12 protein-coding genes are annotated in these 14,241 nt (G+C 33.4%); 8 read left to right on the top strand and 4 right to left on the bottom strand.

The features are described from left to right. Positions 1-3: 3 nt before the first annotated feature. Complete coding sequence (locus ROY99_06435; protein MDT3696014.1) at positions 4-2,751, bottom strand: SNF2-related protein; 2,748 nt, start codon at positions 2,749-2,751, stop codon at positions 4-6. A 391-nt stretch (positions 2,752-3,142) separates the two neighbouring features. Here ROY99_06435 and ROY99_06430 point away from each other — a divergent pair, with 391 nt between their 5' ends. Continuing rightward, a complete protein-coding gene (locus ROY99_06430) occupies positions 3,143-4,333 on the top strand; it encodes a glycine C-acetyltransferase (protein ID MDT3696013.1) in 1,191 nt (396 codons plus the stop codon). 54 nt (positions 4,334-4,387) lie between these two features. Beyond that, positions 4,388-4,897 (top strand): O-acetyl-ADP-ribose deacetylase, encoded by a 510-nt coding sequence (locus ROY99_06425; GenBank protein ID MDT3696012.1) that lies wholly within the window; start codon positions 4,388-4,390, stop codon positions 4,895-4,897. A 68-nt stretch (positions 4,898-4,965) separates the two neighbouring features. On the opposite strand, the gene ROY99_06420 is transcribed toward ROY99_06425, so the two are convergent. The 3 genes from ROY99_06420 to ROY99_06410 all read right to left on the bottom strand — a co-directional run bounded on the left by ROY99_06420 (position 4,966) and on the right by ROY99_06410 (position 7,278). Further along, positions 4,966-6,096 carry a BamA/TamA family outer membrane protein gene (locus ROY99_06420; GenBank protein MDT3696011.1) on the bottom strand — a complete coding sequence of 377 codons (1,131 nt, stop codon included), beginning with the start codon at positions 6,094-6,096 and terminating at the stop codon, positions 4,966-4,968. 216 nt (positions 6,097-6,312) lie between these two features. Further along, positions 6,313-6,840 carry a hypothetical protein gene (locus tag ROY99_06415; protein ID MDT3696010.1) on the bottom strand — a complete coding sequence of 176 codons (528 nt, stop codon included), beginning with the start codon at positions 6,838-6,840 and terminating at the stop codon, positions 6,313-6,315. A 33-nt stretch (positions 6,841-6,873) separates the two neighbouring features. Further along, the gene (locus ROY99_06410) at positions 6,874-7,278 is read right to left on the bottom strand and encodes a hypothetical protein (GenBank protein MDT3696009.1); all 405 of its coding nucleotides are present in this window, start codon (positions 7,276-7,278) and stop codon (positions 6,874-6,876) included. A 213-nt stretch (positions 7,279-7,491) separates the two neighbouring features. Here ROY99_06410 and ROY99_06405 point away from each other — a divergent pair, with 213 nt between their 5' ends. The 6 genes from ROY99_06405 (at position 7,492) to ROY99_06380 (ending at position 14,240) form a co-directional block, all read left to right on the top strand. Beyond that, complete coding sequence (locus ROY99_06405) at positions 7,492-7,650, top strand: hypothetical protein (protein MDT3696008.1); 159 nt, start codon at positions 7,492-7,494, stop codon at positions 7,648-7,650. Positions 7,651-7,809: 159 nt separating this feature from the next. Further along, positions 7,810-8,733 (top strand): diacylglycerol kinase family lipid kinase, encoded by a 924-nt coding sequence (locus ROY99_06400; protein ID MDT3696007.1) that lies wholly within the window; start codon positions 7,810-7,812, stop codon positions 8,731-8,733. An 11-nt stretch (positions 8,734-8,744) separates the two neighbouring features. Then, positions 8,745-10,607, top strand: a complete 1,863-nt coding sequence (locus ROY99_06395; protein MDT3696006.1) for a DUF3419 family protein — start codon at positions 8,745-8,747, stop codon at positions 10,605-10,607. Further along, the gene (locus ROY99_06390; GenBank protein ID MDT3696005.1) at positions 10,565-11,677 is read left to right on the top strand and encodes a hypothetical protein; all 1,113 of its coding nucleotides are present in this window, start codon (positions 10,565-10,567) and stop codon (positions 11,675-11,677) included. Before ROY99_06395 ends, ROY99_06390 begins: the two co-directional genes overlap by 43 nt. Positions 11,678-11,764: 87 nt before the next feature. Beyond that, positions 11,765-13,183, top strand: a complete 1,419-nt coding sequence (locus tag ROY99_06385) for a hypothetical protein (GenBank protein ID MDT3696004.1) — start codon at positions 11,765-11,767, stop codon at positions 13,181-13,183. Further along, entirely contained in the window at positions 13,158-14,240 is a 1,083-nt protein-coding gene (locus ROY99_06380) for a class II aldolase/adducin family protein (protein MDT3696003.1), read from the top strand. The genes ROY99_06385 and ROY99_06380 overlap by 26 nt, the downstream gene beginning before the upstream one ends. Position 14,241: the final 1 nt, after the last annotated feature.

Raw genomic sequence — 14,241 nt, 5'->3', positions numbered from 1 at the left:
CTCCTAGATTAAACTCCATTTAATTAAAAATAATTGGTCTAAAACAGTATTCTGTTTTAATCTTTTTTCAATATCATTTATTAAGTTTTCTTTCGCATTATCTATTTCATCCTGGGATTTGAATAGTTCCAATCGTAATTCATTTTTCTTCTTTTCCATTTCCTTTATTTGCCTTTGCATTGCAACCTTTTCTTCAAGATTCAGAATCTTCTTTGATTCTGCTTTACAGAGTTTTATTTCTTTATCCAAGTCTTTTAACTCAATCTCCAGACTATTCTTTTTATCCTCAGCCCAATCATCAAGCTTCTCCATTTCCTGGTCAAAAAATTTCGAATTCCTTTCAGCATTAGTCTGCATAATACCCAATTTTAGTTTCTCTCTGATTTGGTTTATTATTCGCAGAACTTCCTGAGATTCATAAATGGGCGTCTGAACAATTTGTGCTGGCAGGGTAAACATTCTTGAAATAGCTTCCTGGTCTAATTCAATTCCATCATTGGTTATTCCTGAAAACAATAAATGTTCTTCAGTTTCAAATGAAGATATTGATAAAAGTGATAGCGATAACCATCCTGATTTACCAATGAAGGGCTCTAGAATTGTAATTTTTCTATCAGGCACTCCAGAATAATCAAATATAATTTCTGCATTATCAGTTTGGTTTCTTTTGCATTCATTTATTATTCTTTGCGCAAGCGGATGTCCAATGCGGTATATGTTTGCATCATTTATATCTTTACCAATTCGGTAGGGTCCAGGGTGAATTATTTCCTCTGGAAAGGGATTGCTCTTTAGATAGAAAGAATATTCTTTATTATCAAAGTGAGCGTAATCTGCCAAATAATATCTGCTTAAATCCCATAGCCACTCTTCATATTTTGATAAATACTCTCGACTTGCTTTAAGGTTGACTTTTAACTTTTCTGTAACTTCTTGATCAAAGTTTTCAAGTAATTGTTGTCTTGTTCTACTGATTGTTTCATCTATTTGTTCTTCAAATGATTTTTGCAATTCATCAAATGCTAACTCAATCTGTTCAACTGTTCTGCAATTTTGATATATGCTTGCAATGCGTTTTTCAAAATCCACTCCCGATTCAATCACTCCGAGCACTTCATCGCTTGCACCGAATACACCTTCAAATAATTTGAACTTTTCAGACAGCAATTGATAAACTCTTTGATCTGCCGCATTACTTTTGTTCAGGAAGTTCACAACAACCACATCATACTTCTGTCCGTATCTGTGACACCTTCCGATTCGCTGTTCAATTCTTTGTGGATTCCAGGGAAGATCATAATTTACTACAAGTGAACAGAATTGAAGGTTAACACCCTCAGCCGCTGCTTCTGTAGCAATCATAATCTCTGCATCATCTTTGAAATAATCAATTATTGCAGCTCTGATGTCCGCACTCTTAGAACCAGAAACTCTGTCTGTTCCTTTATACTTCGTAAACCACTGATTATAGATCGCCTTGGATTTCTGGTCGTTATTGGAACCATTGAACAATACAATTTTTCCTGCAAACTCTGTCTGCTCAAGCAGTTCAAATAAATATTTTTGTGTTCGTGTTGACTCAGTGAAGATAATAGCTTTACGATTTGCCCCTAATTTTCCTGCTTCGGTAAAGCCCCGTTTTAGTGCCGTTAGTAAAACTTCACCCTTAGAATTCTTCTTGATGGAGTAAGCAAGATTAAAAAATTCTTTAAGCTTATTTGACTCGTCTCTCATCTCTTCTATTTCTTCAGGAGTATAAACTTTTACTTCATCACCCTCTTCATCTTCTGTCCATTCATCTTTTAATTCATCAAATTCTTCATAGTTATCCGAGATGTTCTCTTCAAGCTGATTATTTTCAGCAGACTGTTCAGTGATTATGGTATCCAGCTTATTAGCTAAAGCCTCTAATGTTCCAGAGATTGCATAAGTCGATGACGCAAGCAATCTTCGTAAAACTAAAGTCATCAATGATCTTTGGCTTGGAGGTAAGGCATACAGTTTTTCATTCTGCAAATAATCAGATACTAATTCATAAAGCTTCTGCTCTTCCGGAGTTGGATAAAATTCCTGTGTAATCGGGATGCGGTTTGTATACCTTACATATTCAAGCACCTGTCTTCTAAGAGTTCTAATACAAACAGGTTTCAGTCTTGATTTAAGTTCATCATAAATAGAATCATCATTTAGTCTTAAGTATTGATTCTTGTAACTTTTCAGATCTCCGAATGAATATTCATCAATTATGCTGACAAGCCCATATAACTCCAATAAAGAATTTTGCAGCGGTGTGGCGGTTAGAAGAATTTTAGGACAGGCAGCAACTGAAGACTTAATTGAGTTCGCTATTTTGTTTGAAGGCTTATAAACATTCCTTAAACGGTGAGCTTCATCTATAACAACCAAATCCCATTTAGTGTGCTTTATATAAGCTTCTTGTTTTCTGGCAAACTGATATGAGCAAATAATGATATACGTCTGATCAAACGGATTTAACTTACCTTCTTTGATAAAATTATTGAATGATTTTGTTTCAAGAATGATTGAAGGCAAGAAGAATTTATCTTGTAGTTCCTGATTCCATTGTTTACGAAGATTTGAGGGAACAATAATCAGAATTTTCCTTTTTCGTTCTGCCCATTTCTGAGAAATAACTAAACCTGCCTCGATTGTTTTTCCTAATCCAACTTCATCAGCTAGGATTGCACCATTAGAGAGCGGTGATCGGAAAGCAAATAAAGCTGCTTCCACCTGGTGAGGGTTCAAGTCAACTTGTGCATCAAGCAGTGTAGAAGCAAATTTCTGAACATTATCAGAAGATATTTTTTTTGTGAGCTCGTATGCAAAATATTTTGCGTGATACGGTGTCAGGTCTAATTGCTTTCTAATTGATGTTATATTATTAAAATCATCAACTCATCACCCCCAAAATCTAATTAGGGAAATTGAAGGGAGTGTAATCTCATCACAATCTGCAATACCGATTCATACGAACAATGATTATTAAAAATTGCATTACAAATTAAAAAAATAATCAGATAAGTTTAATATCTCTTAGTTTATTATTTTATCAGTGTTAAAAACAATTTTTGCACTTAATTTTGCAGTGTTCTTCAATTCTTTTTAAAACTTAGGAATTATTATGAAACAGCAAACAAAAAAACATTACTCGGATATTCTTTCAGGAATTGAAAAGGAAGGTCTTTACAAAAAAGAAAGAATAATCACTACTCCGCAAAGTGCACATATTAAAGTAACAACCGGTCAGCAAGTGTTAAATATGTGTGCCAATAATTATCTGGGATTGGCTGATAATAAGGAAATCATCCAGGCAGCAAAAGACAGCCTTGATAAATGGGGATTTGGAATGTCCTCAGTCAGATTTATTTGCGGCACTCAGGAAATCCACAAAGAATTAGAAAAGAAAATTTCTGAATTTCTTGGAATGGAAGATACTATTCTTTACACATCCTGCTTTGATGCAAACGGCGGATTGTTTGAAACTTTACTCGGCGAGGAAGATGCAATTGTAAGCGATGAACTTAATCACGCAAGTATAATTGATGGAATAAGATTAAGCAAAGCTCAGCGTTACCGTTATAAAAATTGCAATATGAACGATCTTGAAGAAAAACTTAAAGAAGCAAAATCAAATAATGCAAGAAATATTTTAGTTGCTACTGACGGTGTTTTTTCAATGGATGGATTTATAGCTCCACTAAATGAAATTTGTGATCTTGCAGATAAATACGATGCAATGGTGATGGTAGATGACTCACACGCAGTTGGTTTTATGGGTAAACACGGTAAAGGAACACACGAGCACAACAATGTTGCTGGAAGAGTTGACATCATTACCGGAACACTCGGTAAAGCGCTTGGCGGTGCAAGCGGCGGTTATACTTCAGCACGACAGGAAATTGTTGATCTGCTTCGTCAACGCTCCAGACCATATTTGTTTTCAAATACTGTAGCTCCAAATATTGTTGCTGCATCGTTAAAAGTTTTCGATATGTTAAGTTCCACAACAAGATTAAGAGATAAACTTGAAGAGAACACAAAATATTTCAGAGAAAAAATTAAAGCCGCAGGATTTAATATTAAAGAAGGAATTCACCCTATTGTACCGATTATGCTTGGTGATGCAGTATTAGCTCAAACAATGGCTGCAAAGATGCTTGAGAAAGGTGTTTATGTAATTGGATTCTTCTTCCCTGTCGTACCAAAAGGAACAGCGAGAATCCGTGTTCAGATCTCTGCAGCACATTCAAAAGAAGATTTAGATTTTGCTGTTGAAAAATTTTCTGAAGTAAAAAAAGAGATGGGAATTTGAAGTTTCATCAAGCCCCTCTACAAGAGGGGTTTTATATATAAGCATTTCAAACAAATGAAAGACAAAATCCAGATTCTGCTTGGAGATATCACCAAACTAAAAGTTGATGCTATAGTTAATGCAGCAAACACTTCACTTCTTGGAGGCGGCGGTGTTGATGGTGCAATTCATCGTGCAGCAGGACCAGAATTATTAGAGTTCAACCGAAAACTTGGCGGATGTAAAACAGGTGAAGCAAAAATTTCTCCCGGATTCAATCTACCGGCAAAGTTTATTATTCATACGGTTGGTCCCGTTTGGAATGGAGGAAATAATAATGAAGATAAATTACTCGCAAACTGTTACAACAATTCTTTAAAGCTTGCAGTTGAAAATAAAATCAGAACGATCGCTTTCCCTGCAATCAGCACAGGTGTTTATCGTTTTCCTTTGGAAAGAGCAGCAAAGATTGCAGCAGCTGAAGTAAAAATATTTTTAGAGAAGAAAGACTCTGTAGAGAAAATAATTTTTGTTTGTTTTAGCGAGCATGATTATAGTGTATATCAAAATGTGCTGAATAAATAAGTATTATTTTATATCAGTTTGCTTCAAAAAAATATAAGCGAGATCAAACTTATTGGATTTAAAAATTTCTAATAAATGTGACCGAAATTTAGATAAAAGCCGATATCGTTTTTATAAAAACCAACATCAGCTCTTACAATAAAATTATCCATAAAGAAACGAAGTCCGATAACAGGAGTAATAATCCAGTCAATTCTTTTTTCAGTATAAAGATTTTTATTTGATCCATGCCCGATATCCAGTCCGGTAATTAAACCAAAACGCCACCAGAACTGATATCTTAATTCGTTATTAAAAAGCAATAAAGATTTGAATCTGAACTTATCGACTGAAACACCGCGTAGTGTATTGTTTCCGCCTACCGGTATTGCAAGAAATGGTGACGAGCCGGTTTCAGAGATTAAAATCTGCTCCATCGCTCTGCCGGCAAGAACAAGATTTTCAAATAATATATTCTGATAATATCTAATAATAAATGCCTCTCTGAAAAAAGAATTATTTCCACTAAAAATATCAGGTGCAAACTCAAGTTCCATTTCCAATACATATCCATTTGAAGGGTTAATATAACTGTTTCTTGTATCCCACTTACAATTTATGTTAGCTGATAAATATTTTACAGAAGGAATTTCTAAAAAGATATTCTCAACTATTAATGTAGTATCTATTCCATTATCTCTTTGATAATTATATGATGCAACTGAATTAAACTTTATCCCAAACCAGCCTGTTATATCTTTTCTCAGAGCAAGATTAAACAGGACTCTTGCTTCAATAAACTCATAAACACACTTATCATTGTATTCAACTTGCTGATTTGATTTTTCAAAAGGACTTTTTCCGTAATAATAGATATTATATTTCTTCCATTTATCGTATTCAAATATTAAATCCAATGCAAATGGAAATTCTGTACCTTGTCTGGTTTCAAAATCAGGTAAAGAAAAAACAACTTTATACCATTGTTCCCCCTTTGTGCTGTTGAAGAGAATTAAATCAAAGCTTTCCTGAATGTTAAATTTGTTATAAAGAAAAGCCTTAGCTCCATAACCAAATCCGGTATCAGTATCGTAACTTAAAATTGGAAGTACCTCAGTTTCTGCACGATTGGAGGAATCAGACTGAGCAAAAAAACTAAATGAATGACTGAAGCAAAAAAATAAGACGATATAAACCTTTTTATTCGCCGCTGACTTCATAAAAACTTTTAATTTGTTACAAACTTACATTTAAATATTTAAGTTACCTTACTCTGCCAAATAAGAAATTATTTATCTAAATAATATCATCTTTTTTAATATTACTTCACTCAAATAAACTGTGGATACGGCACATATTACTTTGAAGCAGTTTGTTGAATAATATTTGATTTAATAAATTGAATTATATTCTTAACTCTTAAAGTTATCATTATCTCAAAAGTTAAAACCAATACTAACTCCACCCGAAATAATAGCGCCTCGCTTATTAAAAAAAGGAGTTAAACCAATTTTGAACAAGAAGCCACTGTTTCTTGGCTGATATCTATACCCAACAACTGCGGTTCCGATTACTGCCGATACTCCACGATCATCATTCATTAGTCCAAATAAAGAATTAACTTCACCAGCAGATACATAGACGATGCCGCCGCCTAATTCAAGTTTATGATTTTCACCAATGAAATAATTAAAAATAAGTGGAATAGTAATTAAGTCTTTAGTAGAAGAAATTACTACATTTAACGAAGGCAAATACATAAATCCTATTCTGCCGCCCATATTATCTGTAAAAAGATGTTCATAGTTGATAGAATATAATAAGCCATTACCAAATGCTTCGAAATATAAACTGTTAGATTTTATTTTTCCATTAGTTGAAGTCTCTTGGTTCTGTCCATATAATGAATAATTACAAAATAAAGACAAGCAAATGCAAATAATCAGCAATTGATTATTTTTCATTTTAAGTCTCCTATAAAAACAAACTAACTAAATTCATTTATAAATTCCTCTGAGATTGCCGACAGCAAAATTCGGATAATCATTTACATTCACATTTGAGGAAGAGTAAGTGATTGTCCAAAACGTTGATTCATTTTTAGCAAGTGGAACTCCAATCTGTGTATAGTTTCCTCCAAGTTTTGTCGTCTTTGATGAGTTGGTATAAAACTGGCACTCAACATACCACGGAGAGGTTACCTTTGAGTTACCAGCATTTATTACGGTTCCCTTTGCAACCAACTGGTTATTTGCGGCATTGAGATAAGTAGTGTCAACTGCAAATGACAGATTTGGAATAGAAGTATCGCTTGTTGAGCCAACAACTGATTCATTATTTTCCTCACAGGAAGTTAATAGTAATGATATCACTGCAAAAAGTATTGCTGCTGTTTTTTTCATTTTATCACCTCGATTGATTGTTAATATAAAACTGTTAAGATATCTGCTTAACTCTCACAGATCCATCTTAGCCTATGTAATTGTAGTTATTTAACAAACATCTTTTGTCAGAGAATTGTCATTCAATTGTAAAAGTTCTGCTGATAATCTTGGATTCTTTATCATTAGTTAGCTGGACAATTCAATCAATACGATGCAAACCGAGGTTAGGATTTGCTTAAAGGCAACAGTGTACGGTTTGAAATCGAAAATCTTAAAACAGATCTTCCGCTGCTCATTGCTGTTGATGGTAAAATAGAGACTGGTCTTAAAGTGGAATCAGCGGATGTAAAAGTTTTTAAAGATAGAGAATGGCACTCATCTTTCCTGTGAATCGCCAACCGGAACAGTGCACGCATTTTTAGCTTCTGGTTCTAAAAAATCATGTTCAATATATTTTTAATTATTCAAAAAATCTTTTACTACTCTTTGACTTTTTCATGACATCTGAGTCTTGACTTCTATATACAATTAAGCAGGAGAAAAGGAATAATGTCCAACAAAAAAATACAAATCATATTTAATCCTGCTTCAGCCGGTGGGAGAACAAAGCAAGAAAAAGAAAAGTTGCTGCATCAAATAAAATTTTATTTTGGTGATGGATATATCTTTTCTGAAACGACATCCGAATCAAATGCAACTTCATTCGTACAAAAAGCGATAGAAAATGGTAGTGAAACTATTGTCGCAGTTGGTGGAGATGGAACACTTAACCAGGTAATTAATGGTTTTTTTCATAACGGAATTTATATTAATCCGGATGTAGCACTTGGTGTAATTGGATTTGGTACGGGTCAGGGGTTTGCTCAAAGTCTTGGATTACCAGCAGACCTTTCATCTCAGGTAAAATTAATTAAAGAAAATCCTACAAAATCGATTGATATCGGTAAAATCCATTTTAATGATAACTACTTACCAAAATATTTTCTAAATGAATTCCAGGTTGGGATAGGTGGATCTATAAACAAAACAATCTCACCTAAAACAAAAAAAATCCTGAGAAAATTTGCTTTCGGTTTCGAAGCTGTAAAAACTTTATTCAGTTACGAAGCTGATGAATTACAAATACTCATTAATGGAAAAACTATTAATGAAAAAATTATCGGAGTTGTTATTGCAAACGGTGAGTTTACTGGTGGTGGAATGAGGTTAACTCCGAATGCTTTACTTGATGATGGCTTGTTCGATGTGCTTGTAATTAAAGACATGCCGTTATCACAAAGGTATATCAGCTTCTCAAAAATTTATTCCGGAAAACATATTGATCTTGATGCTTTTGAGCTGCACAAGGTGAAGAATATTGAATTTAATTATCAGGATGGAGTATTATTATCGTCTGATGGTGAGTTAATAAACAGCAAGTGTGTTGGCATTGAAGTTTTACACTCTGTTTTAAATGTTATTTCAAACAATTAGGAATCAGTACAATGAAACTCAAGGAAAAAATAAATCAGATTGAATTTGAAGCCCGAATATTCGTTTCATTTTCAATTGTGATTATAACCTGTCTTATCTCAATTATACTTTTTGCTGATTTCCCTTCAAACTACATTTTTATTTTTCGATCAGTTGGCATTGAAGAGTATTCAAAATATGCTTATTTGTTTGCTGCATTATTAATGGTACTGGCTTCCGTTTTGAGAATGTGGGCTGGAAGTCTGCTTTCTTCCAAAACTGTAATGTCATTTAAAGTTCAGAGTGATTCAATTATTTTATCTGGTCCATATTTGTTTGTCAGAAATCCGATTTATTTTTCTGATTTGCTCGCGTTAACTGTTTTGAGTCTGTTTCTTCCAATATCAGGATTGCTGATGCCGATATTGTTTTATATACATTACATCCAGCTAATTAAGTATGAAGAACGGTCATTCCATAAAATTCATACTGAAGGTTATTCCGATTATTTGAAAAAAGTTCCGAGACTCATTCCTTCAATAAAAAGTGCAAGACAATTTGCAAAAACAAAACCAAAAATCTATTTGAATAAAGATGGAGTAAGACATAATGCACTCTTTATTTTATTCATTCCTGGATTTGTGGCAGGTTATTTTACCGAATCATTTTTATTAACTGCATTAATCGGAATTCCGGCAGTTATTGATTGGGGAATTGTCCATACAAAAATCGGATTGCCAAAATCTTCCAAACAAAAAAAGAGTAAAGTTTTCAGTAAAGTTCTGTATTCACAATGCTGGGAAGATCCTCAGATTGACAGAGAGGCTTTCAATATTCAGAAAGATGATGTAGTCTTCTCAGTTACATCAGGCGGCTGCAACCTGCTAACTTTTTTAGTTGATGATCCAAAATCTGTTATCGCATTGGATTTGAATCCTTATCAGAATTATTTACTTGAACTAAAAGTTGCAGCATTTAAATTTTTAACGTATGAAGAAGTGCTCGAGTTCGTTGGAGTACAAAAATCTAAAAGCAGAAAAAAAATTTATAATTCATTAAAATATTCTTTATCTGAGGAAGCATATCAATACTGGAATGAGAACATTGATAAAATTGAACGCGGGATTATTCACTGCGGACGATACGAAGATTATATGAGGCTGTTAAGAAATTTTATGAGACTTCTGGTAACTAAAAGAACAGTTAAAAAGTTTTTTGAAATCGAAGACAAAGATGAAAGAGTGAATTTGTATGAAAGAAAGTGGAATACCTTGCGATGGAAACTTTTCACCAAAGTTTTGCTAAGCAGAAGAACGATGAGCTTGCTATTTGACAAAGCATTCTTCAAATACCTCAAAGAAGATTTTTCATTTGGAAATCATTTTGCTGAAAAAACGAAGCGAGCATTGACCGAATTGCCGATTAAACAAAATTATTTTCTGAGATATATTCTGCTCGGTAATCACAATGAAGAATGTCTTCCATACTATCTGCGAAAAGAAAATTTTGAGATTATAAAAAGCAGATTGAACAGAATACAAATCATAACTGACAGTTGTGACAATTACTTCAGACAGCTTCCGGATGGATCTATATCAAAATTCAATTTCTCAAATATATTTGAGTGGATATCGGAAGATGTATTTGAGAATTTGTTGAAAGAGACAATCAGAGTTGCAATGGATGGAGCTGTTATTACTTACAGAAATTTACTTGTTCCCCGTGAACGACCGGAGATACTTTCTGACCAGATCATCCCTCATAAAACATTTGCTGACCGGCTTCATGAAAAGGATCTTTCTTTTATTTATAATAAATACGTAGTTGAAAAAATTATTAAGAAAGAAGGAAAATGTCTTACAGAGTTAGTAGAGTATCAACACGTGAAGAACTGAAAGATTTTATAACTCTTCCGTTTAAAATTTATAAAGATGATAAAAACTGGGTAGCACCAATAAAATCCGAACTGGTAAAAGTTTTAGATCCGCGAAGAAATCCATACTTCAAATTTGCTACAATCGATTTATTCAACTGCTATTCTGGTAATGAAGTTATTTCAAGAATCTTTCTTTCAGTTAATAAAAGTTATTGTGATAAATCTGGTACGAGAACAGCTTTCTTCGGCTTCTTCGAATCATACAATAATCCACAAGCTGTCAGAACTTTATTTAAAGTAATTTTAGAATTTTGCCGGAATAAAGGCATCCGGAGAATCGAAGGACCATTCAATCCAAATCTATACTCAGAGCTTGGTTTACTGTTAGATAAATATGATTATCCTGTAACTTTTTTTCAAACTTATAATCCTGAGTACTATCATTCTTTACTAAAAGAAAATGGTTTCGAGTTATTAGAAACACTTCATACACGGTCAAATCCAAATTCTGATAGTTATCTGAATTATCATTTCCCAAAGCCACTCAATCTTGAACTGGAAAGTTTATCAGTTCGAAGCTTTAATGAAAAAAATAAGGAACAGGATCTTGAACATCTCAGAAATATTTTTAACGATGCATTTTCGGATAACTGGCATTTTACTCCGGTAAGTAATGAGGAATATGCGTTTGCTTCAAAACACCTCAAGCTTGTTACTCCACCTGATCTACTTCAGTTTGTTGAATATAAAGGTGAACCAGTGGCTGCTGTTCATTTTGTTCTTGATATAAATCCTCTTTTAAAAAGATTTAAAGGCGAGAAAAGTTTTAGTAATTACATTAAATTTTTATTCAAGAGAAAGAAGATTAATAAAGCGATAGTATTTGCAATCGGAATAAAAAAGAATTTCCGGAATTCCGGGGTAAAGCATCTTCTGTTCAATGCAACAGTTGAGATTGCAAGAAAATTCAGATCTTTAGAAACTACCTGGATGTATGATGAAAACAAAACTATAATATCGCTTGCCGAAAGACTCGGTCTAAAAAGAGATAAAGAATTCCTCGTCTATTTCAAAAATATCAGTAACTGAACCTTTTACAACCTGCTGACAATTCTCTGACATTTCTCTTGGTCTTTTATATCATATTTACAATAGAGAAAGGACAATTAAACCTTAATGTCAACGGGAAAAAAAATATTAAATCCGGAAGATTGGAACTTGAGTTATGATTCTTCTGGCGAATTAAAATTTAACAAATTTAAGCTGATTGATTTAGCAAGCCGGTATGGCACCCCGTTGTACATTCTTAATGAAAAAATGCTCACTGACAATGTAGAAAAATTTAAGAATAATTCTTTAAGAATTTTTAACGGAAATTCCTCTGTTTACTATCCATTCAAATGTAATTCCGTTCCAGCAGTTGTTGAGGCTGTTAAACTCGCCGGACTTTCTGCTGAAGTTATGACCGAGTTTGAACTCGAACTCGCACTAAAAAGTGGATTTGATCCATCTGAAATAATTGTCAATGGTCCTTGTAAAACCGATCGGTTTCTTTTCAACTGTATTAAAAGTAAAGTTAGTCTGATCGTTATTGATTCAATAAGTGAACTGCTTAGCCTTACAAAAATACCCGATTCAAGTTCTTCTAAAGTAAATCTTCTTTTAAGAGTCAATCCGGATTTCATTCCAAAGGGATTAAGCAAAAGCAGTGCTACCGGATCTAAATCCTGCTCATTCGGATTAAATGAAAGAGAAATTATTCAAGCACTTAAAATCATTGAGAACTATCCTAATTTCAAGTTCAGAGGAATTCATTTTCACATCGGAACTGGGATCAGGAATCCTAAATCGTTCAACAAAGTAGTTAAGAAATTATATCCGCTTTTCAGAAAAATAAAATCACTTGGATTAGAAATTGAAATAATTGATGTCGGTGGTGGTTTCGCTTCAATGACTACAAGAGAATTGTCTTCGTTTGAAATGCTGGCATATCAGGCTGTTAGTAGATATCAACTGAAATTTGGAAATCAGAAATTTTATTCGTTCGAAGATTACATGACTGAAATTAACAAATCGGTTATGGGTTTCTTCGGATCAAAATCACCAAAGATATTTTTTGAACCGGGAAGATGTATTGTAAGTCCAGCACAATTTCTGCTTTTAAAAGTTTATCGGGTAAAGATTCGTGACGGAAAAAAATGGCTCATCACAGATGGCGGTTTGGGAACCATAACAATGCCGACTTATTACGAATATCATGAGATGTTTCTATGTAATGAATTTAAAAGAAACCCGCAAGAAAAAGTAACAGTTACTGGTCCCTGTTGTTTTGCTTCTGATCTTGTTTACAAAAACAAATTGCTTCCAAAAGTAAATGAAGGAGATATCCTTGCTCTTATGGATACAGGTGCTTATTTCAACACTCTTGAGTCTTCATTCAATTTTAACAAACCAGCAATTGTTTCAATCAACGGAGAAAATTGCAAAATAGTAAGGAGAAGAGAAACTTTTTCAGATATGATAGAGAGAGATAATAATAAAAAGATTCCTAATCAGAAGGAGAATTACCATGAAATTTGCAGTAGTCAGAAATGATTCAAATACTTTCAGAGAAAATCTTCTTGAATCTCTGATGGATGGCTGTGTCAGGAAGGGCGATCAAATTATAGGTACAACTGAACAATCAAATTATGCTTTGAATTTTACAACAATCGAAGACCCGAAATCGGTAAGAAGAAAATCACGTTCACTATTTGTAATAACTTTTATATCAGGAAATGTTTCTGCAGAAGAAGAAGATAAGATAAAAGTTCTTTCATATAATGCACTGGTAAAATCGTTGTCTAATCTTTTAATATATATTGCTCCGAACCTGGAAACTTTTTTCACCACACCCGAAGCAGGTTTTTATCGAATCTATTTTAATCCGGATGAAATTTATGAGAAAATAAAACCGATCATCAGTTCAAACTTTGCTACAGATAATAAATTTGTTCAGGATCTCCCTGAAAGATTCTGGAACGGAAGTGAAATCACTAAACAGATAAGTCACTATGGAAAGGTATTGGATAAGCTCGGAGTTTTACCCTTACCTTTTCCGTTAAAAGAATTTTTAACTGAATCGCAAATGAAACAGCTTTACAAAATTTATGGAATAACAGGAGCCAGCTACGGAAATCTGAGCGCAAGAGAAAGAATTCCTGAATTGAGTAATGATACGTTTTGGATGACAGGAAGAGGAGTGGATAAATCTAATCTTCAAATAATAGGGAAAGATATTTTACTTGTTAAAGATTTCGATTACAATAATCGTGAAGCAATATTAAGTATGCCGTCGAATTTTAATCCGAAAGCAAGAGTTTCTGTTGATGCAGTTGAACATTCTATGATTTATAAAACATTTCCGGAAATTGGTGCAATAATACATGTGCATGCATGGATAAACGGAGTTTTTTGTACAAGACAAAATTATCCTTGCGGAACAATTGAACTTGCCCAGGAAGTTTTGGATCTGATCAGCAGAACGGATAATCCTGTTTCAACGGCAGTAGGACTAAAAAATCATGGGTTAACTATCACAGGAAAAAATCTGAAGGAAATATTTGAAAAATTTTCAACGAAACTTGTAAGAGAAGTTAAAATGTTCGCATAAT

It is taken from the genome of Ignavibacterium sp. (assembly GCA_032027145.1).
Lineage (GTDB): Bacteria > Bacteroidota > Ignavibacteria > Ignavibacteriales > Ignavibacteriaceae > IGN3.
Note: the sequence above shows the minus strand (reverse complement) of the source record. Positions and strands in the feature narration are given on the sequence as shown.

What these genes read in the sequence shown, in the direction of transcription:
- ROY99_06380 (MDT3696003.1), top strand. Translation starts at nt 13,158, where the DNA reads ATGAAATTTGCAGTAGTCAGAAATGATTCAAATACTTTCAGAGAAAAT.
- ROY99_06410 (MDT3696009.1), bottom strand. Translation starts at nt 7,278, where the DNA reads ATGAAAAAAACAGCAGCAATACTTTTTGCAGTGATATCATTACTATTA.
- ROY99_06420 (MDT3696011.1), bottom strand. Translation starts at nt 6,096, where the DNA reads ATGAAGTCAGCGGCGAATAAAAAGGTTTATATCGTCTTATTTTTTTGC.
- ROY99_06385 (MDT3696004.1), top strand. Translation starts at nt 11,765, where the DNA reads ATGTCAACGGGAAAAAAAATATTAAATCCGGAAGATTGGAACTTGAGT.
- ROY99_06425 (MDT3696012.1), top strand. Translation starts at nt 4,388, where the DNA reads ATGAAAGACAAAATCCAGATTCTGCTTGGAGATATCACCAAACTAAAA.
- ROY99_06415 (MDT3696010.1), bottom strand. Translation starts at nt 6,840, where the DNA reads ATGAAAAATAATCAATTGCTGATTATTTGCATTTGCTTGTCTTTATTT.
- ROY99_06430 (MDT3696013.1), top strand. Translation starts at nt 3,143, where the DNA reads ATGAAACAGCAAACAAAAAAACATTACTCGGATATTCTTTCAGGAATT.
- ROY99_06390 (MDT3696005.1), top strand. Translation starts at nt 10,565, where the DNA reads ATGTCTTACAGAGTTAGTAGAGTATCAACACGTGAAGAACTGAAAGAT.
- ROY99_06400 (MDT3696007.1), top strand. Translation starts at nt 7,810, where the DNA reads ATGTCCAACAAAAAAATACAAATCATATTTAATCCTGCTTCAGCCGGT.
- ROY99_06395 (MDT3696006.1), top strand. Translation starts at nt 8,745, where the DNA reads ATGAAACTCAAGGAAAAAATAAATCAGATTGAATTTGAAGCCCGAATA.